We start from the raw sequence: 22,777 nt of genomic DNA, 5'->3' as shown, positions 1-22,777 counted from the left end.
CACCCTTAATAAGTCCGAATCTTGGGTTCAAAAGTCGGAACAGTCTTCGGCGAGAAGTTCACAGCACGCTTGCTCACGCGCTTGTCACCCGGGAAGTAGAGGGTGTGGCACAGCCAATTTTCGTCGTCACGGTCTTCGAAGTCTTCACGGGCGTGAGCACCGCGGGACTCTTTACGCACTTCAGCTGCGATGGCGGTAGCTTCGGCCACTTCCAGCAGGTTTTGCAGTTCCAGCGCTTCGATACGTGCAGTGTTGAACGCCTGCGACTTATCGTTGATCTTCACGTTGGCAATGCGCTTGCGCAGCTCGGCCAGTTGGGCAATACCCTTCTGCATGTATTCGCCAGTACGGAATACACCGAAGTAGTTCTGCATGCAGCTTTGCAGCTCGCGACGCAGGGTAGCCACGTCTTCGCCATCGGTACGTGCGTTCAGCGCGGACAGACGAGCCAGAGCGGCTTCGATGTCAGCTTCGGTCGCGTCGTCGTATTCGATGCCGTCAGTCAGGGCTTTTTCCAGGTGCAGACCCGCTGCACGACCGAATACCACCAGGTCGAGCAACGAGTTGCCGCCCAGACGGTTGGCGCCGTGTACCGATACGCAAGCCACTTCACCCACTGCGAACAGACCAGGGATGATGGTGTCTACGCCGTCGGCGTCCTGGGTGATCGCCTGGCCGTGAATGTTGGTGGCAACGCCGCCCATCATATAGTGGCAAGTCGGAACAACCGGAACCGGAGCAACTACCGGGTCAACGTGAGCGAAGGTCTTCGACAGTTCGCAGATACCTGGCAGACGGCTGTGCAGCACTTCCTCACCCAGGTGATCCAGCTTGAGCATCACGTGGTCGCCATTAGGGCCACAGCCGTTACCGGCGATGATCTCTTTAACCATGGAACGGGCCACAACGTCACGACCAGCAAGGTCTTTGGCGTTCGGAGCATAACGCTCCATGAAACGCTCGCCATGCTTGTTGATCAGGTAACCGCCTTCACCACGGCAACCTTCGGTGACCAGTACACCGGCGCCGGCGATGCCGGTCGGGTGGAACTGCCACATTTCGATGTCTTGTACCGGTACGCCAGCACGCAGGGCCATGCCAACGCCGTCACCGGTGTTGATCAGGGCATTGGTGGTGGACGCATAGATACGACCTGCACCGCCGGTAGCCAATACGGTGGCCTTGGCGCGGATGTAGGTGGTTTCGCCGGTTTCGATGCAGATGGCGATAACGCCGACGAACTCGCCCTGCGAGTTCTTCACCAAGTCCACAGCGTAGTATTCGTTGAGGAACGTGGTGCCCGCTTTCAGGTTGCCCTGATAAAGGGTGTGCAGCAGTGCGTGACCGGTACGGTCGGAAGCGGCGCACGTACGTGCAGCCTGACCGCCTTTACCGTAATCCTTCGACTGGCCGCCGAATGGACGCTGGTAGATACGGCCTTGCTCGGTACGGGAGAACGGCAGACCCATGTGGTCCAGCTCGAATACCGCAGCCGGGCCTTCCTGACACATATATTCGATAGCGTCCTGGTCACCGATGTAGTCGGAACCCTTGACGGTATCGTACATGTGCCAGCGCCAGTCATCGTTCGGATCTGCCGAAGCGATAGCGCAGGTGATGCCGCCCTGTGCCGACACAGTGTGCGAACGAGTCGGGAAAACCTTGGTGATCACGGCGGTCTTGTGACCACCTTGTGCCAGTTGCAGCGCTGCGCGCATGCCAGCACCGCCGCCGCCAATGATGATGGCGTCGAAAGAAATCGTTGGAATGTTAGCCATGAATCAGATACCCCAGAGAATCTGCACACCCCAGACGAAGTAAGCGAACATCGCAACGCCGCATACTGCCTGGAAGAGGAAACGTACCGCAGTCGCGGACTTGCCCAGCGCCATCGGCGTCAGGTAGTCGGTCGCGATGGTCCACATGCCGACCCAGGCGTGAGCGCCCAGGGCAACCAGTGCCAGCAGACTGAAAATACGCATTCCGTTGTGGCTGAACAGGCCGTGCCATTGCTCATAGCCGATACCCGGATTCACCGCGAGGTATCCGATCAGGAAAATGAAATAAGCCGCGAGAACGACCGCAGACACGCGCTGTGCCATCCAGTCATAGAGGCCCGAACGCGAAAGATTCGTAACGCTGGTTACCATATCCAAACTCCTGCCAGAACGATCAGCACCACGGAAATGGCGATGATGATTTTCGAGCCCAGGCGGCCGCCTTCCAGCGTCTCACCGATGCCCATATCCATGATCAAGTGGCGCACACCGGCTACCAGGTGATACAGCAGAGCGGACAGGAGGCCCCATGCTACGAACTTGGCCAGCGGGCTGGTCAAGCATGCCTTCACTTCGGCGTAGCCTTCCTCGGAACCCAGGGATTTGCCCAATGCATAAAGCATGAAGCCGAGGCCCAGGAAGAGAATGATGCCGGATACACGGTGAAGGAACGACGTAACGCCGGTGATGGGGAGTTTGATGGTCCTTAGGTCTAGGTTTACAGGTCGTTGGCTTTTCACGGCTTTTTTTTCACACTGAAGAGCCCCTAACAATCAGGGCAAAGTTGTTGGGGAGTGCACTGGTCAGGTAACCACCACCCAGGGATGCGACCCCCATCAAATACAGGCCCAAAAGCCCCTGGCGGTCGGAGGCCGAGTATAGACAGTTAGGTTACTAATGACAACGCAAACACCTACCCCAAATAGCTGATTGCACAAGCGGGATAAAAGGCGTAAATGGCAGGCAATTTCGAGGAAAAAGTGTGGTTAAAGCCTTCTGGGGCAAGACTTTAGGCAAATTGACATTCGAATTTATCTCACTATAGTGGTGCGGGCCCTGCGTGGGGGGTCTGTCTGATGATTTCAAGCATAAATAGGAGGCCACATGGCTGACAAAAAAGCGCAGTTGATCATCGAGGGCGCAGCCCCCGTCGAGCTGCCCATTTTAACCGGCACCGTTGGTCCCGATGTTATCGATGTTCGAGGCCTGACTGCCACGGGCCGCTTCACCTTCGACCCGGGTTTCATGTCGACCGCCTCCTGCGAGTCGAAGATTACCTATATTGATGGCGACAACGGCATCCTGCTGCACCGCGGCTACCCGATCGAACAACTGGCCGAGAAATCGGACTATCTGGAAACCTGCTACCTGTTGCTGAACGGCGAACTGCCGACAGCCGAGCAGAAAGCCCAGTTCGTCGGCACCGTGAAGAACCACACCATGGTTCACGAGCAACTGAAGACCTTCTTCAACGGCTTCCGTCGCGACGCCCACCCAATGGCCGTCATGTGCGGCGTAGTCGGTGCGCTTTCGGCCTTCTACCACGACTCCCTGGACATCAATAACCCGCAGCATCGCGAAATTTCCGCGATCCGCCTGGTTGCCAAGATGCCGACCCTGGCAGCGATGGTTTACAAGTACTCCATGGGCCAACCCATGATGTACCCGCGCAACGACCTGTCGTACGCGGAAAACTTCCTGCACATGATGTTCAACACCCCGTGCGAGATCAAACCGATCAGCCCGGTACTCGCCAAGGCCATGGACCGGATCTTCATCCTCCATGCCGACCACGAGCAGAACGCATCGACTTCCACCGTGCGTCTGGCAGGCTCCTCGGGTGCCAACCCGTTCGCCTGTATCGCAGCCGGTATCGCCGCACTCTGGGGCCCGGCTCACGGCGGCGCCAACGAAGCGGTACTGACCATGCTCGACGAAATTGGCGATGTCTCGAACATCGACAAGTTCATCGCCAAGGCCAAGGACAAGAACGATCCGTTCAAACTGATGGGCTTCGGTCACCGCGTGTATAAAAACCGCGACCCGCGCGCCACCGTGATGAAGCAGACCTGCGACGAAGTGTTGAAGGAACTGGGTATCCAGAACGATCCGCAACTCGAACTGGCCATGCGCCTGGAAGAGATCGCCCTGACCGACCCTTACTTCATCGAGCGCTCGCTGTACCCGAACGTCGACTTCTACTCGGGGATCATCCTCAAGGCGATCGGCATTCCAACCAGCATGTTCACCGTGATCTTCGCCCTGGCGCGGACCGTCGGCTGGATCTCCCACTGGAAAGAAATGCTCTCCAGCCCTTACAAGATTGGCCGCCCACGCCAGCTGTACACCGGCTACGAGTCGCGCGACATCAGCAAACTGGAAGACCGCAAATAAGCGCCCTCTCACGATAGCGTCTTGATTGCAGCGAAAACGGCCTCTGCTTCTTATATAAAGCAGGAGGCCGTTTTTGTTTGTGCTGCGAGTTACTGCTATTTGTCAGCCCGCACATCCATTCCTGCAGTAACGCTCTCTCAACTGTCGGAGCTGGCTCCCCCCCTCGGATGAACACCTCCACTCAGTCTCCTGTAACGGGGCCGGCGGATCAAAACCCCAAGCAACCGAAGCGGCCCACCGGCCGGCCTGATTGAGTAGGTTGCGCGCAGCTCTACCGCAGGAGCGAGCCTGCTCGTGACGGTCGTTAACGATGACGCAGCTGTCCTGGCTGTAGGCGGCGGTCTCAGGTTATTCGCGAGCAGGCTCGCTCCCACAGTGAGGTACGCCACCCCACCAAAAAAAATGCCCCAGTCTCTCAACCAGGGCATTTCCAAACCGCTCAGCTTATATAAGAAGCATCAGTGCGAAACCGCCCCGCTCGCCCCCAAGCCGGTCTGCGAACGAACGAACTGCGGAGCAAACAATTCCCGCTCTTTATCCGCAGCCGCCGACTTGTCAGTGATCGAGAAGAACCAGATCCCGATAAACGCAATGATCATCGAGAACAGCGCCGGGTACTCGTACGGGAAGATCGCCTTCTCATGATGAAGGATCTGCACCCAGATGGTCGGACCCAGGACCATCAAGCCCACCGCGCTGACCAGCCCCAGCCAGCCACCAATCATCGCGCCACGGGTAGTCAGCTTCTTCCAGTACATGGAAAGCAGCAGCACCGGGAAGTTACAGCTGGCAGCAATGGAGAACGCCAAGCCAACCATGAACGCAATGTTCTGGCTTTCGAACAGAATACCAAGGCCGATTGCCAGCACCGCCAGAGCGATGGTGGTGATTTTCGAGACGCGAATCTCATCCTTCTCGTTGGCCTTGCCTTTCTTGATCACGCTGGCGTACAGGTCATGGGACACCGCCGAGGCACCGGCCAGGGTCAGACCGGCGACCACCGCCAGGATGGTCGCGAACGCCACTGCCGAGATGAAGCCCAGGAAGATACTGCCGCCCACCGCGTTGGCCAAGTGCACCGCCGCCATGTTGTTACCACCCAGCAGCGCGCCAGCCGCATCCTTGAACGCCGGATTGGTGCTCACCAGCAGGATCGCGCCAAAGCCGATGATGAAGGTCAGGATGTAGAAGTAGCCAATGAAGCCGGTTGCGTACAGCACGCTCTTGCGTGCTTCTTTTGCGTCACTCACGGTGAAGAAGCGCATCAGGATGTGTGGCAGGCCAGCGGTACCGAACATCAGCGCCAGACCCAGGGAGAATGCGGAGATCGGATCCTTCACCAGGCCGCCCGGGCTCATGATCGCTTCACCTTTGGGGTGAACCTTGATCGCCTCGGAGAACAGCATGTTGAAATCGAAGTTAACGTGTTTCATCACCATCAGCGCCATGAACGAGGCACCGGACAGCAGCAATACTGCCTTGATGATCTGCACCCAGGTGGTCGCCAGCATGCCGCCGAACAGCACGTACATGCACATCAGGATCCCCACCAGGATCACCGCAACGTGGTAATCGAGGCCGAACAGCAGCTGGATCAACTTGCCGGCACCCACCATCTGCGCGATCAGGTAGAACGCTACCACCACCAGCGAACCGCAGGCAGACAGGGTGCGAATCTGGGTTTGCCCAAGGCGGTAGGACGCCACGTCGGCAAAGGTGTATTTACCCAGGTTACGCAGGCGCTCGGCGATCAGAAACAGAATGATCGGCCAGCCCACCAGGAAGCCGATCGAATAGATCAGGCCGTCATAGCCGGAGGTGAATACCAGCGCGGAAATACCCAGAAAAGAAGCGGCCGACATGTAGTCGCCGGCAATCGCCAGGCCGTTCTGGAAGCCGGTGATCTTGCCACCCGCCGCGTAGTAGTCAGAGGCCGAGTTATTACGCTTGGACGCCCAGTAGGTAATGCACAAAGTCGCGCCGACAAAGGCCACGAACATCAGGATCGCTGCAATATTCAGCGGTTGTTTGTGGACTTCGCCGGTCAGCGCATCCGCGGCCCAAACGGCCGGTGCGAAGGCGGCAATGCCCAGGGCTGCAATCAGACGCGGGATCATTGCTTGGCCTCCTTGAGAATTGCATTGTTCAGATCGTCGAACTCGCCATTGGCGCGACGCACATAGATACCGGTCAGGATGAAGGCCGAAACAATCAGCCCCACGCCAATCGGAATACCCCAGGTGATTGAGGAGTCAGGGCTGATCTTCGCCCCCAATACCTGCGGTCCATATGCAATCAGAAGAATGAAACCGGAGTACAAGCCAAGCATGATCGCCGAAAGAATCCAGGCGAACTTTTCTCTTTTGCGAACCAGCTCCTTGAAGCGCGGGCTGTTCTGAATCGAGAGGTAAATGCTGTCGTTCATTGTTTTTATCCTCGCAGCACAGATTTTAGTTGGAACATATCCACTGTATGCGGCTGGAGGAGAGGTTCCAGACGACCTTAGTCTTAGAACGCCATGTCGTTTTCTCCAATTCATAAACGACTGATGTAAAGGCCGCCACTCAGCGATAATCACCCAGAAACAACAAGGCCCCTTGGGCGTGGGCGCCAAAGGGGCCTGGAAAGTGCTGACTAGAGGCTTAGCTCAACTTACTTGGTCCACTCGGCAACACGCTCCGGGTGCTTGGCCACCCAATCCTTGGCCGCAGCGTCAGGCTTGGCGCCGTCCTGAATCGCCAACATCACTTCGCCGATTTCGTCTTTCGAAGCCCATTGGAAGTTCTTCAGGAATTTCGCCACTTCTGGCGCTTTTGTCGCCAGTTCTTTACTGCCGATGCTGTTAACGGTTTCTGCTGCACCGTAAACGCCTTTTGGATCTTCCAGGAAACGCAGTTTCCACTTGGCGAACATCCAATGCGGCACCCAACCGGTCACGGCAATGGATTCCTTCTTGTCTTCGGCGCGGGTCAGTTCGGCAATCATTGCAGCGCCGGAACTGGCTTGAAGTTTGTAATCGAGGCCGTAGTCCTTGATCGCCTGGTCGGTCTTGAGCATCACGCCTGACCCGGCGTCAATGCCGACGATCTTGTTCTTGAAGGTCGTGTCAGTCTTGAGATCGGCAATCGACACGGCCTTGACATACTCCGGCACGATCAAGCCGATCTTGGCGTCTTTGAAGTTGGGACCGTAGTCGACCACCTTGTCCTTGTTCTTCGCCCAGTATTCACCATGAGTCACCGGCAACCAGGCCGAAAGCATGGCGTCGAGTTTTCCGGTGGCAACGCCCTGCCACATGATACCGGTGGCCACGGCCTGCAGTTTCACGTCATAGCCAAGCTTCTGCTTGATCACCTCGGCGGCCACGTGGGTGGTGGCCACGCTGTCGGACCAACCGTCGACGTAGCCGATGCTCAGGGTTTTGTTTTCGGCGCTGGCCAAGGTGGAGCCCATCGCAAGTACCAGAGCGGCACTTGCGCCTAAGAGTCGTCGCATCTTCATCGTTACTTCCCCGAAAGTGCTGCGCCCGACGGGTGCCGAGCAGCGTCGTCAACCTATTGTTTTGGTGCACCGCGCCCCCATCACGCCTCACCGCGAACTCGTTGGAACATCAGCGGAGTACTGATGGATTGATCATCAACCTCACGCCCGCGACGACCTGCTCTGTCAGCGACCTCAAGGCAGCGAGAAACGACATCAGAAAGCCATTAACGACAACTTGGCAAAAAGCCGCCACCCGCTCCGCCCGGTCTTTGCATGTAAAAACATTGCTACCCACCAAGCTGTGGATAAATGCAGGTAAGATGCGCGGCTTTGCTCCCCGATGGCCTGACCATGCCCGCCAGATCGCGCTTCCCTTTCGCCGCCTATGTCTTTGCCTGCCTGCTCGGCCTGTTCGCCCTGGGCGGCTACTGGTATGGCCTCGGTCAACCGGTTCTGCTGCCGGACGCCGCGACCCCGACGCACAAACTGCAGTGCGCCTCCTATACCCCTTTCGACAAGGACCAATCGCCGTTTGACCAGCCGTTCAACCTGCGCCCCGAGCGCATGGACGCCGACCTGGCTCTGCTCGCCACCCGCTTCGAGTGCATCCGCACCTACTCGGTGACCGGCCTCGAAGCGCTGCCGGGACTGGCGCGCAAGCATGGGCTGAAATTGATGATTGGCGCCTGGGTCAACAGCAATCCCGTGGACACTGCCAAGGAGATCGACCTGCTGATCGCCGAAGCCAACGCCAACCCGGACGTGGTTTCGGCGGTCATCGTCGGCAACGAAGCACTGCTGCGTAAAGAAGTCACCGGCCCGCAACTGGCGGCCCTGATCAAGCAGGTCAAACGCAGCGTCAAGCAACCGGTGACCTACGCCGACGTCTGGGAGTTCTGGCTCAAACACCCGGAAATCGCCCCGAACGTGGACTTCCTGACCATTCACCTGCTGCCGTACTGGGAAGACGATCCGTCCAACATCGATGCGGCCCTGCAGCACGTCGCCGAAGTGCGCCAGGTGTTCGGGAATCGCTTTGCCCCCAAGGACGTGATGATCGGTGAAACTGGCTGGCCTAGCGAAGGCCGCCAACGTGAAACCGCGTTGCCCAGCCGAGTCAACGAAGCCCGCTTTATTCGCGGCTTCGTCACCCTCGCCGAGCAACAGGGCTGGCGCTACAACCTGATCGAAGCCTTCGACCAACCCTGGAAACGCGGCAGTGAAGGCGCGGTCGGCGGATATTGGGGGCTGTTCGATGCCGACCGCCAGGACAAGGGCATCCTCGCCGGACCGGTCAGCAACCTGCCGTACTGGCCACAATGGCTGGCAGTCGGTGGCTTGATTTTCCTCGGCACCCTGCTGCTCGGCGGTCGCGTGCGCAGCACCCGGGCGGCGCTGGTCCTGCCCTTGCTCGGTGCCTTAGCGGCCTGCGCCATTGGCACCTGGGGCGAGCTGGCGCGGGTCACCAGCCGCTCTACCTGGGAATGGACATGGGCCGGCCTGCTGATCGCCCTCAACCTGGCGATCCTCGCCCACGCCGCGCTGAGCCTGAGCGCTGCCAGCGGCTGGCGCCAGCGCGTCTTCAATGTACTTGAGCGGCGCGCCGGCTGGCTGCTGGGCGCGGCCGGTTTTGCCGCTGCGGTGATGATGCTCGGGCTGGTGTTCGAGCCGCGCTACCGCAGCTTCCCCAGCGCCGCCCTGCTGCTGCCGGCGCTGGTCTACCTGGCGCGCCCGGTGAGCGCACCACGACGGGAAATCGCCCTGTTGACGTTGATCACCGGCGCGGGAATTGCGCCGCAGCTGTATCAGGAAGGACTGCTGAACCAGCAGGCCTGGGGCTGGGCGCTGGTGAGCGGGTTGATGGTGGCGGCGTTGTGGCGCAGTTTGAGAGCTAAATCGAAGTCAGCACAATAGAACGAAGCAACCCCAAGATCATTCCACACCGGGCTGGCTTCGCTCTATTGTGAGCGGATGAGACTCACGATCTGCCGCGTCCGATGCTCGTTGTGAGGATACCGTTTGACGTGTTCCCCCGTCGCAACCAAAAAGTCTACATCTGCCTGACGAAGACGCTCCGCGACCTCTGGTTGCTGCGAATGCAGGTATTGTCTCTGCACCTCCGGGAAATTTTTATACCCCTCTTCTGCCATCATCTGACTCTCACTAAAACCCTGTGATTGTGCGTATCTGGCAATGGGCGGGGGAGCATCGGCGTTTTTTATCACGGTGTACTGCTCCCCAATTTGTCGCAACCTCACCTCATCACATTCTTCTTCATTGCAACAAGCCCTTTGCCAACTCGGCGAAAAGCAGGGAACGATGCAGACACACGATAAAAGCGCTGGATAGTCTGATGATTCTGGGGGGGCGCAACTCACCAGCCGATCCAAGGGGTCGTAGCCGTAGCCGCACAACAACGTTGCTTGCTGATCGGTCATGGCGTTGCTCCATTTCCCAGGAAAAAATCTGTCGCCCTAGGTTCGGAGCTAACGAAGCGGCTGTCTACTATCAGAACTACTAGAACAACCAGGCGGGAGCGCGGTTGGGCCGCGATGGCGGACTACCTGACACCTCGCGAAGCCCGAACCAACCGCAACCCGGCAATCACCACCGCAAACACCGCGAGGCTGGCGTTATATAACGCCAGCGCCGGCAAACCGCACACCAGCGCCAGCGCCGCCAGCCACCAGCCAGTGCGGCCCGGCAACAGAAAGCCGAGCACCGCTGCCGCCAGCGCCGCCCAGCCCATGACCTGGAAGTGGATCAGCCACCCCAGGTTCGCCCGCAACTGACACTCCCAGCGGCTCGCCTCCTCCGCACAAATGCCCACCCACTGTGCATCCTCCATAAAGCCATAACGCGCACCATAACTGGCGGCCAGCCACAGAGGCAGGACGATGAGCAGCGCAATCAAGGGCAAGCGGCGGGACATGGAACACTCCAAAGGGCAAAAACGGCGCCCAGCTTAAACCCGTGGCTGGCGGACGCAACCGACATCAACAGATATCTGTTCATCAAATGGCGGCAAAGTGTATCGTCCAGCTACTATTACCTCGAACCCAGCCTCTTTGGTGCCGATGCATGGCACTTTGGCGCGATACCTGTGGTCATAGCCTGCGAACTTTATTCGGCACCTTCCTCTAAGGGATTTAGTCATGCTCCGTTCCTTGCGCTTTGCTGCCATTTTCGGCGGCCTTCTCCTGAGTGCGTCCGCGCTGGCGGCGGATATCGACGCCGCCAGTTATGGCTATCCGCTGACCAACCCGTTCGAAGCGACCATCGCCACGACGCCTCCGGATCTGCGACCCGAGCTCCCATCGGATGACGACATCAACCAGAGCGACCATAGCCTGACCCTGCGCCCTGAACGGCAGTTCGACCTGCCCGACAATTTCTGGGCGGTGAAGAAGCTGACCTACCGCATGGCCACCCAGGACCATGCAGCCCCGCTGATCTTCCTGATCGCCGGCACCGGCGCGCGCTATGACAGCAGCCTCAACGAATACCTCAAGCGCCTGTACTACAAGGCCGGCTATCACGTAGTCCAACTGTCATCGCCGACCAGCTTCGACTTCATCAGTTCAGCCTCGCGCTTCGCCACTCCCGGTGTATCCAAGGAAGACGCCGAAGATATGTATCGGGTGATGCAAGCGGTGCGCGCGCAGAACCCGAAACTGCCGGTGACCGATTTCTACCTCACCGGCTACAGCCTGGGCGCCCTGGATGCGGCATTTGTGGCCCACCTGGACGAAACCCGGCGCAGTTTCAACTTCAAGAAAGTCCTGTTGCTGAATCCGCCGGTCAACCTGTACACCTCGGTGACCAACCTCGACAAGCTGGTGCAGACCGAGGTCAAGGGCATCAACAACACCACCACCTTTTACGAGTTGGTGCTGAACAAGCTGACCCGTTACTTCCAGCAAAAGGGCTACATCGACCTCAACGACGCCCTGCTCTACGACTTCCAGCAGTCCAAGCAACACCTGACCAATGAACAGATGGCGATGCTGATCGGCACCTCATTCCGCTTTTCCGCCGCCGATATCGCCTACACCTCGGACCTGATCAATCGCCGCGGCCTGATCACCCCGCCCAAATACCCGATCACCGAAGGCACCAGCCTCACGCCCTTCCTCAAGCGCGCGCTGCAATGCGACTTCGACTGCTACCTGACCGAGCAAGTGATCCCGATGTGGCGCGCACGCACCGACGGCGGCAGCCTGCTGCAACTGATCGACCAGGTCAGCCTGTACGCGCTGCAGGATTATCTGCAAGGCAGCTCGAAAATCGCCGTCATGCACAACGCTGACGATGTGATTCTCGGCCCGGGCGACCTCGGTTTCCTGCGCAAGACTTTTGGCGACCGCCTGACGGTCTACCCTCACGGCGGCCATTGCGGCAACCTCAACTACCGCGTCAACGCCGACGCCATGCTGGAGTTTTTCCGTGGCTAAACATCTACTGATTCTCGCGGCGATGCTCTGTGCAGGCGCTGCCAATGCCGACAACAGTAAGGCCAACAACCCGCCCGTGGTCGATCCGGACGGCTTTACCGAGCCGCTGAAACAACTCACATTCAACCCGGGGCTGGATCAGCGCGAATTCGAGCGTTCGACCCTGAGCGCACTGAATGTCTACGACCCGCTGGAGTCGTGGAACCGCCGGGTCTACCACTTCAACTACCGCTTCGATCAGTGGGTGTTCCTGCCGGTGGTCGACGGTTACCGCTATGTCACCCCGAGCTTCCTGCGCACCGGCGTCAGCAACTTTTTCAACAACCTCGGTGATGTGCCGAACCTGGTGAACAGCCTGCTGCAGCTCAAGGGCCAGCGCTCGCTGGAAACCACCGGCCGCCTGCTACTCAACACCACCATCGGCATCGCCGGACTGTGGGATCCGGCGACGGCCATGGGTCTGCCGCGCCAGAGCGAAGACTTTGGTCAGACCCTGGGCTTCTATGGCGTCCCGGGTGGCGCCTACCTGGTCCTGCCGATCCTCGGCCCATCGAACCTGCGCGACACCTCGGGGCTGGTGGTGGACTACACCGCGGAGAATGCGATCAACTTCCTCAACGTGGCGGAAGTCAGCAAGAACCACCCGGAGATCTGGATTCTGCGCGGCGTCGACAAGCGTTATCAGACCAACTTCCGCTACGGCCAGATGAACTCGCCGTTCGAGTACGAGAAGGTTCGGTACGTGTATTCCGAGGCGCGTAAGTTGCAGATTGCCGAGTAATCCCTGTAGGAGCAGCCCGGGCGGCGCTCCGCCGCCCGGGCTGCTCCTACAGATGGGAGAACCATCAGCCCTTCAGCGCTTTCCAGATCTTGCCGACGACCATCACCACACCCAGCACTACCGCCCCCGCCACAATCCCCGCCACACCGTTGAGCAACAGCGGCACGATAAACCCTGCCCCGCCCGCCGCTGCGCCGACACCTTCAATCCAGTGATGCACCACCGGCACGCCATGGGTGAGGATCCCGCCACCCACCAGAAACATCGCCGCAGTGCCAATCACGGACAGGCTTTTCATCATGTACGGCGCCGCCCGCAGGATCGCGCCGCCAATGCTTTTGGCGAGTGCCGAGGTTTTTTGTGTGAGCCATAAGCCGAGATCATCGAGCTTGACGATGCCGGCCACCAGGCCGTAAACGCCGACGGTCATGACAATGGCAATCCCAGACAGCACGATCACCTGCTGGGTCAACGGTGCATCAGCCACGGTGCCGAGGGTGATGGCGATGATTTCTGCCGAGAGAATGAAGTCGGTGCGCACCGCGCCCTTGATCTTGTCCTTTTCGAAAGCCACCAAGTCGACTGCCGGATCGGCCACTGCTTCGGCCAATTGGGCATGCACGGCCTGATCCTCGGCGGGACTGTGGAGGAATTTGTGCGCGAGCTTTTCGAAGCCTTCGAAACACAGGTAGGCGCCGCCGACCATCAGCAGCGGCGTCACCAGCCAGGGCACGAAGGCACTGATGGCCAAGGCAGACGGAACCAGGATCAGCTTGTTCAGAAACGAGCCCTTGGCCACCGCCCAGACCACCGGAATTTCCCGCTCGGCACGCACCCCGGAGACTTGCTGGGCATTGAGTGCCAGATCGTCGCCAAGCACCCCGGCGGTCTTTTTTGCCGCCATCTTAGTCATCAGCGCGACGTCATCCAGCACCGCCGCGATGTCGTCGATCAGCACCAGCAAACTGCTTCCTGCCATGGCTTGAATGTTCCTGAGTAAGTGAATGTTTCGCAGCATAGCCTGCCCCGGCGCCAATGGGCATTCTTGAGCGCCGCGCAAGCCCGGTGCTACCATGCCCAACCGCCAGCACCGGCAAGGAACACCTTGGTTTATGAGCACTATCCGCGAGCGCAACAAACAACTGATCCTGCGTGCCGCCAGCGAAGAATTTGCCGATAAGGGCTTCGCCGCGACCAAAACCAGTGACATCGCGGCCAAGGCGGGCTTGCCCAAGCCCAACGTCTACTACTACTTCAAGTCCAAGGAGAACCTCTACCGCGAGGTCCTCGAGAGCATTATCGAGCCCATCCTGCAGGCTTCTACGCCGTTCAATGCCGACGGCGTCCCCCATGAAGTGCTCAGCGGCTACATCCGTTCGAAGATCCGCATCTCCCGCGACCTGCCCTTCGCCTCCAAGGTATTTGCCAGCGAAATCATGCACGGCGCACCGCACCTGAGTACCGACCTGGTGGAGCAGCTCAATGGCCAGGCCAAGCACAACATCGATTGCATCCAGACCTGGATCGACCGCGGCCAGATCGCCCCGATCGACCCCAATCACCTGATGTTCAGCATTTGGGCCGCGACCCAGACCTACGCCGACTTCGACTGGCAAATCTCCGCCATCACCGGCAAGGCCAAGCTGGATGAAGAGGATTATGAAGCGGCGGCGCAGACGATCATTCGGTTGGTGCTCAAGGGGATTGAGTTGGATTGATGGCGAAGCAGGAATCCACTCCCTTGTAGGAGCAGCCCGGGCGGCGTTCCGCCGCTCGCGATGCAGGCGACTCGGTCTCAACTCAAACCCATACCGCATCCCACAGCGGATAGTCGCCAAGCTTTTCCACCAACCCCGCCCGCAAAGGATTGGCAACAACATAGCGGGCTACCTTCAGCAAATCCTCCTCCCGCCGCAGCGCCCGATCATAGAACCCTCTGTGCCAGAGATCAGCAGTTCGACCAGTAGCCTGCTTCACAGCTTTGGCGCTCAAAGACTTGGTTCGCTGCATCAATTCACTCAAAGATCCTTTCTGCAGTTCGATCAACCAATGAAAGTGATCCGGCATGACTACCCAGGCCAGCGAGCTCGCATAACCCAGGTTCTGAGCGCAGCGAAATTGATTGACCACCATCCTACCCAGGATGAAATCCCTGAATACCGGGACCCTGTGATGTGTAGTGGTGGTGAGCAGATAGATTCGGCCGGCTTCGGCATAGCGACCGATCCGCAAGCGATTGGCGGCAGGTAGATCAGGCATTCCTTAGCCTCCCATGTTCAGGTCATGAGAAGCCTAGCTCTGTGAATTCGTGAAGGTATACCAACTGTTGGCTGGATGTGTCTGGTAAATGGCGATCGCGAGCAGGCTCGCTCCTACAGGGAAATGCATTCCCAGTGTAGGAGCGAGCCTGCTCGCGATGGCGTCAGATCAAGCGACGCAAATCAAGCCGCCACCCCCGCATCCGCCTGCAACCCCAATCCCAATCCCTCGATCGCAGTGATCGCACACTGCTCGTCGACATCCGACAGATCGCCGCTGATGCCCACCGCCCCCAGCACGTTACCCGCCTGATCCCGAATCAACACACCACCCGGTGCCGGCACCACGCTGCCCTGCCCCAGGCTGTTGAGCGCGGCGATGAAGGCCGGGCGTTGTTGGGCGTCCAGCGCCAGCAGGCGTGAGCCCTTGCCCAGGGCGATGGCGCCCCAGGCCTTGCCGATAGCGATTTGCGGGCGCAGCAGGCTGGCGCCGTCTTCGCGTTGCAAAGTGATCAGGTGGCCGCCGGCGTCAAGCACGGCAATGGTCAAAGGTGCTGCAGCGATTGCACGCCCTGCGGTGATGGCCTCGTTGGCCAGGTTGACTGCGACTTTCAAGGTTAAAGCGCTCATGGTGCCGTCCTCATTTTGTTTTTCGGAAAGCCGTGGGGCTGCTGCCTTTTGCCGCAGCCCGATGCAACAAATAGAACACAATGAGTTATTTTTTTGTATACAATAATTTTCGAAATGCGCCCTGTGCGACGAAACGCCACAGTATTTATAGGCCTTCGCCGAATGAAACGGGCGCTTGAGAAAATGGATTGACCTGCGCCGTCCGCCGTGAATACACTCTGCGCAAAGCCACTTGTATACAATTACAAAACGTAAAGAGGCACAAAACCATGAGCAAAATGAGAGCAATCGAAGCCGCCGTTCTGGTGATGCGCCGTGAAGGGGTTGATACCGCTTTTGGCATCCCCGGTGCCGCCATCAACCCGCTGTACTCCGCCTTGCAAAAGGTCGGCGGCATCGATCACGTCCTCGCTCGCCACGTTGAAGGCGCCTCGCACATGGCCGAGGGCTACACCCGCACCAAGGCCGGCAACATCGGCGTGTGCATCGGTACTTCCGGGCCAGCGGGCACCGACATGGTCACCGGCCTCTATAGCGCCTCGGCCGACTCGATCCCTATCCTCTGCATCACCGGCCAGGCACCCCGCGCCCGTATGCACAAGGAAGACTTCCAGGCTGTCGACATCACCAGCATCGTCAAGCCAGTGACCAAGTGGGCGACCACCGTTCTCGAACCGGGCCAGGTGCCTTACGCGTTCCAGAAAGCCTTCTTTGAAATGCGCTCCGGCCGTCCCGGCCCGGTGCTGATCGACCTGCCGTTCGACGTGCAGATGGCGGAAATCGAATTCGACATCGACGCCTACCAGCCACTGCCGCTGGCCAAGCCGACCGCGAGCCGCGTGCAAGTGGAAAAAGCCTTGGCCCTGCTGGACCAGGCCGAGCGTCCATTGTTGGTAGCCGGTGGTGGCATCATCAATGCCGACGCCAGCGACCTGCTGGTGGAATTCGCCGAGCTGACCGGTATTCCAGTCGTCCCGACCCTGATGGGTTGGGGCACTATCCCTGACGATCACCCGTTGATGGTCGGCATGGTTGGCCTGCAGACATCGCACCGCTACGGCAACGCGACCATGCTGAAATCCGACGTGGTATTGGGCATCGGTAACCGTTGGGCCAACCGCCACACCGGTTCGGTCGACGTCTATACCGAAGGCCGCAAGTTCATTCACGTCGACATCGAAGGCACGCAGATTGGCCGCGTATTCACCCCGGACCTGGGCATCGTGTCCGACGCCGCTGCCGCGCTGACCGTGTTCATCGAAGTCGCTCGCGAATGGCAAGCCGCCGGTAAATTGAAGAACCGCAGCGCCTGGCTGCAAGACTGCCAGCAGCGCAAGGCCAGCCTGCAACGCAAGACTCACTTCGACAACGTGCCGGTCAAGCCACAGCGCGTGTACGAAGAGATGAACCAGGTGTTCGGCAAAGACACCTGCTACGTCAGCACCATCGGTCTGTCGCAGATTGCCGGCGCACAATTCCTGCACGTCTACAAGCCTCGTCACTGGATCAACTGCGGTCAGGCCGGCCCATTGGGCTGGACCATCCCGGCCGCCCTGGGCGTGGTCAAGGCTGACCCGAACCGCAAGGTTGTGGCACTCTCCGGCGACTACGACTTCCAGTTCATGATCGAAGAGCTGGCGGTGGGCGCGCAGTTCAAACTGCCGTACATCCACGTCGTGGTGAACAACTCGTACCTGGGTCTGATTCGTCAGGCGCAGCGCGGTTTCGACATGGACTACTGCGTACAGCTGTCCTTCGACAACCTCAACGCACCGGAGCTCAACGGCTACGGGGTTGACCACGTCGCGGTTGCAGAAGGCCTCGGTTGCAAGGCTCTGCGCGTGTTCGAGCCGGCGGAAATCCAGCCTGCCCTGCGCAAGGCTCAGGAGTTGATCGAGGAGTTCAAGGTTCCGGTGATCGTCGAGATTATCCTGGAGCGCGTGACCAACATTTCCATGGGCACCGAAATCAACGCGGTCAACGAATTCGAAGACTTGGCGCTGGTCGGCAACGACGCACCAACTGCGATCTCGATGCTCGATTAACAGCTAACGGCTCTCCCTGTAGGAGCGAGCCTGCTCGCGATAGCGTCGGCACATTCAACATTAATGTTGGCCGACACTACGCCATCGCGAGCAGGCTCGCTCCTACAAGGGGAGAGACCTCACAAGATTCACGGGAGACCACCATGCCGCGTTTCGCAGCCAACCTGTCCATGCTGTTCACCGAACAGGATTTCCTCGCCCGCTTCGAAGCAGCCGCCAAAGCCGGCTTCAGCGGTGTCGAATACCTGTTCCCGTACGACTTCAGTTCCGCCGAAATCAAGGCCCAGCTCGATGCCCACGGCCTGACCCAGGTGCTGTTCAACCTGCCGGCCGGTGACTGGGCCAAGGGTGAACGCGGGATCGCCTGCCACCCGGATCGCGTGGAAGAGTTCCGCGCCGGTGTTGACCTGGCTATCGCCTACGCACAAGTGCTGGGCAATACCCAAATTAACTGCCTGGCCGGGATCCGCCCACAAGGCGTGGACGATGCCACGGTGGAAAAAACCTTCGTCGCCAACCTCAAGTTTGCTGCCGAGAAGCTGCAGGCGGCGGGCCTGAAACTGGTGATGGAAGCGATCAACACCCGCGATATCCCGGGCTTCTACCTGAACAACACCGCCCAGGCCCTGTCGATCCGCGAACAAGTCGGCAGCACCAACTTGTTCCTGCAATACGACATCTACCACATGCAAATCATGGAAGGTGACCTGGCGCGCACGATGCAGTCGCACCTGGGCGAGATCAACCACATTCAACTGGCGGACAACCCGGGCCGTAACGAGCCAGGCACCGGTGAAATCAACTACCGCTTCCTGTTCGAACACCTGGACCGCATCGGTTACCAGGGCTGGGTGGGTTGCGAATACAAGCCGCTGACCACCACCGAAGCCGGCCTGGGCTGGTTGAAAACCCATAACATCTGACCCATTACCTGTAGGAGCGAGCCTGCTCGCGAATGCGGTGATTCAGACAACACGGATGTTGAATGTTCCACCGCATTCGCGAGCAGGCTCGCTCCCACCCCCAATTTGCTTGAGCAGTACAAAAACAAGAGGATTTTCTCATGGCTAAAATCGGATTTATCGGCACCGGCATCATGGGCCACCCAATGGCGGCGAACCTGCAGAAAGCCGGTCACAGCCTGTTCCTGTCGGCGCACCACGACGCCGCCCCTGCCGACCTGGTTGCCGCTGGCGCCGTCGCCCTGGCGAACCCGAAAGAAGTCGCCCAGGAAGCCGAATTCATCATCGTCATGGTCCCGGATACCCCGCAGGTTGACGACGTGCTGTTCCGTGCCGATGGCGTTGCCGCTGGCGTTGGCAAAGGCAAAGTCGTGATCGACATGAGCTCGATCTCGCCGACTGCCACCAAGGCTTTCGCCGCCAAAATCGCCGAAAAAGGCGCTCAGTACCTCGACGCCCCAGTGTCCGGCGGTGAAGTCGGTGCCAAGGCCGCGACCCTGAGCATCATGGTCGGTGGTGACGCCGACGCGTTCGAACGCGCCCTGCCGTTGTTCCAGGCCATGGGCAAGAACATCACCCTGGTCGGTGGCAATGGCGACGGCCAGACCGCGAAAGTGGCGAACCAGATCATCGTGGCGCTGAACATCCAGGCCGTGGCCGAAGCCTTGCTGTTCGCCTCGAAAAACGGTGCCGATCCAGCCAAGGTGCGTGAAGCGCTGATGGGCGGTTTCGCTTCCTCGAAAATCCTCGAAGTGCACGGCGACCGCATGATCAAAGGCACCTTCGATCCAGGCTTCCGCATCAGCCTGCACCAGAAAGACCTGAACCTTGCCCTGCAAGGCGCCAAGGAACTGAACATCAACCTGCCAAACACCGCCAACACCCAGCAGGTGTTCAGCACTTGCGCGGCGATCGGTGGCAGCAACTGGGACCACTCGGCGCTGATCAAAGGCCTGGAGCACATGGCGAATTTCTCGATTCGCGATAAACAATAAAGCCCGCCTAAACCTGTGGGAGCCAGTTCCTGCCGGACCTGTGGGAGCCAGCCCGGGCGGCGCTCCGCTGCTAGCGATGCAGTCAACGCGGTGTGTCTGATAGACCTCAGCGCCTGAATCGCCAGCAGGCTGGCCCCCACAGAATGCCAGCTCCCAGAGGGACCGAGTTACTCCATTGCTTTCGCTTCACCCCAATAACAAGAATTCCCGGGAGCCCGCCATGTCGGTCGATCCGCAACAATTTCTGCGCGACCTGTTCGCCACCGCCATCGACGCGGCCCATCCGCAACAGGTGCTCGAAGCCCATCTGCCCGCCGATCGCACGGGCCGCGTCATTGTCATCGGCGCCGGCAAGGCCGCCGCCGCCATGGCCCAAGTGGTCGAGCGCTGCTGGCAGGGCGACGTCTCTGGCCTGGTGGTGACCCGCTACGGCCACGGCGCGCCGTGCGAAAAAATCGAAGTGGTCGAAGCCGCTCACCCAGTGCCGGATGCCGCCGGCCAGGCCGTGGCCAAACGCGTCTTCGAACTGGTCAGCAACCTCAGCGTAGACGACCGGGTGATTTTCCTGCTCTCCGGCGGTGGCTCTGCCCTGCTGGCACTGCCTGCCGAAGGCATCACCCTGGCCGACAAACAGTCGATCAACAAAGCCCTGCTCAAGTCCGGCGCCAGCATTGGCGAGATGAACTGCGTGCGCAAGCACCTCTCGGCGATCAAGGGCGGACGCCTGGGCAAGGCCTGCTGGCCTGCCACTGTTTATACCTACGCGATTTCCGATGTACCGGGCGACCTCGCCACGGTCATCGCCTCTGGCCCGACAGTGGCCGATCCGAGCACCAGCGCCGAAGCCCTGGCGATCCTCAAGCGCTACAACATCGAGATTCCGGCCTCGGTACGCACCTGGCTGAACAGCCCGGAATCGGAAACCGTCAAACCCGGCGACCTGGCTCTGGCCCGCAGCCATTTCCAGCTGATCGCCCGCCCGCAGCAATCCCTCGAAGCTGCAGCGGTGAAATGCCGCCAGGCCGGTTTCAGCCCGTTGATCCTCGGTGACCTCGAAGGCGAATCCCGGGAAGTGGCGAAAGTCCACGCCGGCATCGCCCGCCAGGTGATTCTCCACGGCCAGCCGCTGGCCGCACCTTGCGTGATCCTCTCCGGTGGCGAAACCACCGTGACCGTGCGTGGCAATGGCCGTGGCGGACGCAATGCCGAGTTCCTGCTGAGCCTGACCGACAGCCTCAAGGGCCTGCCGGGTGTCTACGCCCTGGCCGGTGACACCGACGGTATCGACGGCTCCGAAGACAACGCCGGCGCCATCATGACCCCGGATAGCTACGCCCGCGCCGCCGCCCTGGGCCTGAGCGCCAGCGACGAACTGGATAACAACAACGGCTACGGTTACTTCGAGGCGCTCGACGCGCTGATCGTCACCGAGCCAACCCGCACCAACGTCAACGACTTCCGCGCCATCCTGATCCTCGAGACTCCTAAACATGACGCCTGACAAAAAAGTCAAAATCCTCGCCACCCTCGGCCCTGCCACCGACGGCATCGAAGACATTCGTGAATTGGTGCTGGCCGGGGTCAACATCTTTCGCCTGAACTTCAGCCATGGCGATCACGCCGACCACGCCCAGCGCTACCAGTGGATTCGCGAAGTCGAGCGCCAGCTCAATTATCCGCTGGGGATCCTCATGGACCTGCAAGGCCCGAAACTGCGGGTCGGCAAGTTTGCCGAAGGCAAGGTGCAACTGGTCCGTGGTCAGGCCCTGCGCCTGGACCTCGACACCACCCCGGGCGATGAACGCCGGGTCAACCTGCCGCACCCGGAAATCATCGCCGCGCTGGAACCGGGCATGGACCTGCTGCTCGATGACGGCAAGCTGCGCCTGCGAGTCGTCAGCAAATACAGCGACGCCATCGACACCACCGTGCTCAATGGAGGCGAATTGTCGGACCGCAAAGGCGTTAACGTCCCACAAGCGGTGCTCGACCTCAGCCCACTGACCGCCAAGGATCGCCGCGACCTGAGCTTCGGCCTGGAGCTGGGGGTGGACTGGGTTGCTCTGTCGTTCGTGCAGCGCCCGGAGGACATCATCGAAGCCCGTGCGCTGATCGGCGACAGAGCTTTCCTGATGGCCAAGATCGAGAAGCCGTCAGCGGTGGAAAAACTGCGGGAAATCGCCGAACTGAGCGACGCGATCATGGTAGCCCGCGGTGACCTGGGCGTAGAAGTTCCAGCCGAAAGCGTGCCGCAGATTCAGAAAGACATCATCAGCACCTGCCGCCAGCTCGGTAAGCCGGTGGTGGTCGCGACGCAGATGCTCGAGTCGATGCGCTTCTCGCCGGCGCCGACCCGCGCCGAAGTGACCGACGTCGCCACCGCAGTCGCCGAAGGCACGGACGCGGTGATGCTGTCGGCGGAAACCGCGTCCGGGGAATACCCGCTGGAAGCCGTACAGATGATGAGCAAGATCATCCGTCAGGTTGAAGGCGGCCCGGATTACCAGGCACAGCTGGACGTCAGCCGGCCGAAAGCCGAAGCCACCACCTCGGACGCCATCAGTTGCGCCATCCGCCGCATCAGCAACATTCTGCCGGTGGCGGTGCTGGTCAACTACAGCGAATCCGGCACCTCGAGCTTGCGCGCAGCGCGGGAGCGTCCGGCGGTACCGATCCTCAACCTGACCCCGAACCTGACCACCGCCCGCCGCCTGAGCGTGGCCTGGGGCGTGCACTCGGTGGTCAACGATCGCCTGCGCCAGGTCGACGAAGTCTGCTCCACCGCCCTGGAAATTGCCCAGGCACAAGGCATGGCGCAGCGCGGCGACACTCTGCTGATCACCGCTGGCGTGCCTTTTGGCCAGCCGGGTTCGACTAACTCGTTGCGTATCGAGACGTTGATCTAGAACGCATTTGCCGGCCTTATCGCGAGCAGCCTTGCTCCTACCAGTTTTCTGTAGGAGCGAGCCTGCTCGCGATGCAGGCACCTCGGTCCCC

The 22,777-nt window shown here is 60.0% G+C and carries 21 protein-coding genes; 10 read left to right on the top strand and 11 right to left on the bottom strand.

Going from position 1 to position 22,777, the window contains the following annotated elements; all coding sequences use genetic code 11:
- Positions 1-5: 5 nt before the first annotated feature.
- From sdhA to sdhC, 3 genes are read right to left on the bottom strand one after another with little or no spacing between them, the layout of a single operon-like run.
- The gene (sdhA, locus tag KW062_RS08865) at positions 6-1,778 is read right to left on the bottom strand and encodes a succinate dehydrogenase flavoprotein subunit (RefSeq protein WP_027621080.1); all 1,773 of its coding nucleotides are present in this window, start codon (positions 1,776-1,778) and stop codon (positions 6-8) included.
- 3 nt (positions 1,779-1,781) lie between these two features.
- Positions 1,782-2,150: a succinate dehydrogenase, hydrophobic membrane anchor protein gene (gene sdhD, locus KW062_RS08860; protein WP_027621079.1), complete on the bottom strand. Its 369-nt coding sequence runs from the start codon at positions 2,148-2,150 to the stop codon at positions 1,782-1,784.
- The gene (gene sdhC / locus KW062_RS08855; protein WP_027621078.1) at positions 2,144-2,518 is read right to left on the bottom strand and encodes a succinate dehydrogenase, cytochrome b556 subunit; all 375 of its coding nucleotides are present in this window, start codon (positions 2,516-2,518) and stop codon (positions 2,144-2,146) included. The genes sdhD and sdhC overlap by 7 nt, the downstream gene beginning before the upstream one ends.
- A gap of 364 nt (positions 2,519-2,882) precedes the next feature.
- Here sdhC and gltA point away from each other — a divergent pair, with 364 nt between their 5' ends.
- Positions 2,883-4,172: a citrate synthase gene (gltA, locus tag KW062_RS08850; protein WP_027621077.1), complete on the top strand. Its 1,290-nt coding sequence runs from the start codon at positions 2,883-2,885 to the stop codon at positions 4,170-4,172.
- A gap of 458 nt (positions 4,173-4,630) precedes the next feature.
- Here gltA and KW062_RS08845 read toward each other — a convergent pair whose 3' ends face one another.
- The 3 genes from KW062_RS08845 to KW062_RS08835 all read right to left on the bottom strand — a co-directional run bounded on the left by KW062_RS08845 (position 4,631) and on the right by KW062_RS08835 (position 7,673).
- Positions 4,631-6,289 carry a cation acetate symporter gene (locus KW062_RS08845; protein ID WP_027621076.1) on the bottom strand — a complete coding sequence of 553 codons (1,659 nt, stop codon included), beginning with the start codon at positions 6,287-6,289 and terminating at the stop codon, positions 4,631-4,633.
- A complete protein-coding gene (locus KW062_RS08840) occupies positions 6,286-6,597 on the bottom strand; it encodes a DUF485 domain-containing protein (protein WP_027621075.1) in 312 nt (103 codons plus the stop codon). Before KW062_RS08840 ends, KW062_RS08845 begins: the two co-directional genes overlap by 4 nt.
- Positions 6,598-6,824: 227 nt before the next feature.
- Positions 6,825-7,673 carry a glycine betaine ABC transporter substrate-binding protein gene (locus KW062_RS08835; protein ID WP_027621074.1) on the bottom strand — a complete coding sequence of 283 codons (849 nt, stop codon included), beginning with the start codon at positions 7,671-7,673 and terminating at the stop codon, positions 6,825-6,827.
- Positions 7,674-7,964: 291 nt separating this feature from the next.
- Between KW062_RS08835 and KW062_RS08830 the strand changes: the two genes are divergently transcribed.
- Positions 7,965-9,569: a glycoside hydrolase family 17 protein gene (locus tag KW062_RS08830; protein ID WP_033866512.1), complete on the top strand. Its 1,605-nt coding sequence runs from the start codon at positions 7,965-7,967 to the stop codon at positions 9,567-9,569.
- A 44-nt stretch (positions 9,570-9,613) separates the two neighbouring features.
- On the opposite strand, the gene KW062_RS08825 is transcribed toward KW062_RS08830, so the two are convergent.
- Both KW062_RS08825 and KW062_RS08820 read right to left on the bottom strand, forming a co-directional pair.
- Positions 9,614-10,093, bottom strand: coding sequence for a hypothetical protein (locus tag KW062_RS08825; protein WP_033866511.1), 480 nt, complete (start codon positions 10,091-10,093; stop codon positions 9,614-9,616).
- Positions 10,094-10,215: 122 nt separating this feature from the next.
- Positions 10,216-10,587, bottom strand: a complete 372-nt coding sequence (locus KW062_RS08820; RefSeq protein ID WP_027621071.1) for a hypothetical protein — start codon at positions 10,585-10,587, stop codon at positions 10,216-10,218.
- Positions 10,588-10,810: 223 nt separating this feature from the next.
- Here KW062_RS08820 and KW062_RS08815 point away from each other — a divergent pair, with 223 nt between their 5' ends.
- On the top strand, positions 10,811-12,109 hold the full coding sequence (locus tag KW062_RS08815) for a serine/threonine protein kinase (protein ID WP_027621070.1): 1,299 nt from the start codon (positions 10,811-10,813) through the stop codon (positions 12,107-12,109).
- A gap of 22 nt (positions 12,110-12,131) precedes the next feature.
- Complete coding sequence (locus KW062_RS08810) at positions 12,132-12,890, top strand: MlaA family lipoprotein (protein ID WP_306218778.1); 759 nt, start codon at positions 12,132-12,134, stop codon at positions 12,888-12,890.
- A 64-nt stretch (positions 12,891-12,954) separates the two neighbouring features.
- Here KW062_RS08810 and KW062_RS08805 read toward each other — a convergent pair whose 3' ends face one another.
- A complete protein-coding gene (locus tag KW062_RS08805) occupies positions 12,955-13,869 on the bottom strand; it encodes a DUF808 domain-containing protein (protein ID WP_027621068.1) in 915 nt (304 codons plus the stop codon).
- Positions 13,870-14,002: 133 nt separating this feature from the next.
- On the opposite strand from KW062_RS08805, the gene KW062_RS08800 reads away from it, so the two are divergent.
- Complete coding sequence (locus KW062_RS08800; RefSeq protein ID WP_027621067.1) at positions 14,003-14,608, top strand: TetR/AcrR family transcriptional regulator; 606 nt, start codon at positions 14,003-14,005, stop codon at positions 14,606-14,608.
- Positions 14,609-14,690: 82 nt separating this feature from the next.
- Here KW062_RS08800 and KW062_RS08795 read toward each other — a convergent pair whose 3' ends face one another.
- Positions 14,691-15,149 (bottom strand): REP-associated tyrosine transposase, encoded by a 459-nt coding sequence (locus tag KW062_RS08795; protein WP_027621066.1) that lies wholly within the window; start codon positions 15,147-15,149, stop codon positions 14,691-14,693.
- Positions 15,150-15,331: 182 nt separating this feature from the next.
- On the bottom strand, positions 15,332-15,778 hold the full coding sequence (locus KW062_RS08790; protein ID WP_027621065.1) for a GlcG/HbpS family heme-binding protein: 447 nt from the start codon (positions 15,776-15,778) through the stop codon (positions 15,332-15,334).
- Between the two features lie 269 nt (positions 15,779-16,047).
- Between KW062_RS08790 and gcl the strand changes: the two genes are divergently transcribed.
- From gcl to pyk, 5 genes are all read left to right on the top strand, one after another.
- Positions 16,048-17,823 carry a glyoxylate carboligase gene (gcl, locus tag KW062_RS08785; protein WP_027621064.1) on the top strand — a complete coding sequence of 592 codons (1,776 nt, stop codon included), beginning with the start codon at positions 16,048-16,050 and terminating at the stop codon, positions 17,821-17,823.
- Between the two features lie 143 nt (positions 17,824-17,966).
- The gene (hyi, locus tag KW062_RS08780) at positions 17,967-18,746 is read left to right on the top strand and encodes a hydroxypyruvate isomerase (protein WP_218424830.1); all 780 of its coding nucleotides are present in this window, start codon (positions 17,967-17,969) and stop codon (positions 18,744-18,746) included.
- Positions 18,747-18,886: 140 nt separating this feature from the next.
- On the top strand, positions 18,887-19,780 hold the full coding sequence (locus KW062_RS08775; protein WP_027621062.1) for a 2-hydroxy-3-oxopropionate reductase: 894 nt from the start codon (positions 18,887-18,889) through the stop codon (positions 19,778-19,780).
- A 220-nt stretch (positions 19,781-20,000) separates the two neighbouring features.
- Positions 20,001-21,281: a glycerate kinase type-2 family protein gene (locus KW062_RS08770; protein WP_027621061.1), complete on the top strand. Its 1,281-nt coding sequence runs from the start codon at positions 20,001-20,003 to the stop codon at positions 21,279-21,281.
- Positions 21,271-22,686: a pyruvate kinase gene (gene pyk, locus KW062_RS08765; protein ID WP_027621060.1), complete on the top strand. Its 1,416-nt coding sequence runs from the start codon at positions 21,271-21,273 to the stop codon at positions 22,684-22,686. The genes KW062_RS08770 and pyk overlap by 11 nt, the downstream gene beginning before the upstream one ends.
- Positions 22,687-22,777 lie beyond the last annotated feature (91 nt).

This window comes from Pseudomonas fluorescens (genome assembly GCF_019212185.1).
Lineage (GTDB): Bacteria > Pseudomonadota > Gammaproteobacteria > Pseudomonadales > Pseudomonadaceae > Aquipseudomonas.
Note: the sequence above shows the minus strand (reverse complement) of the source record. Positions and strands in the feature narration are given on the sequence as shown.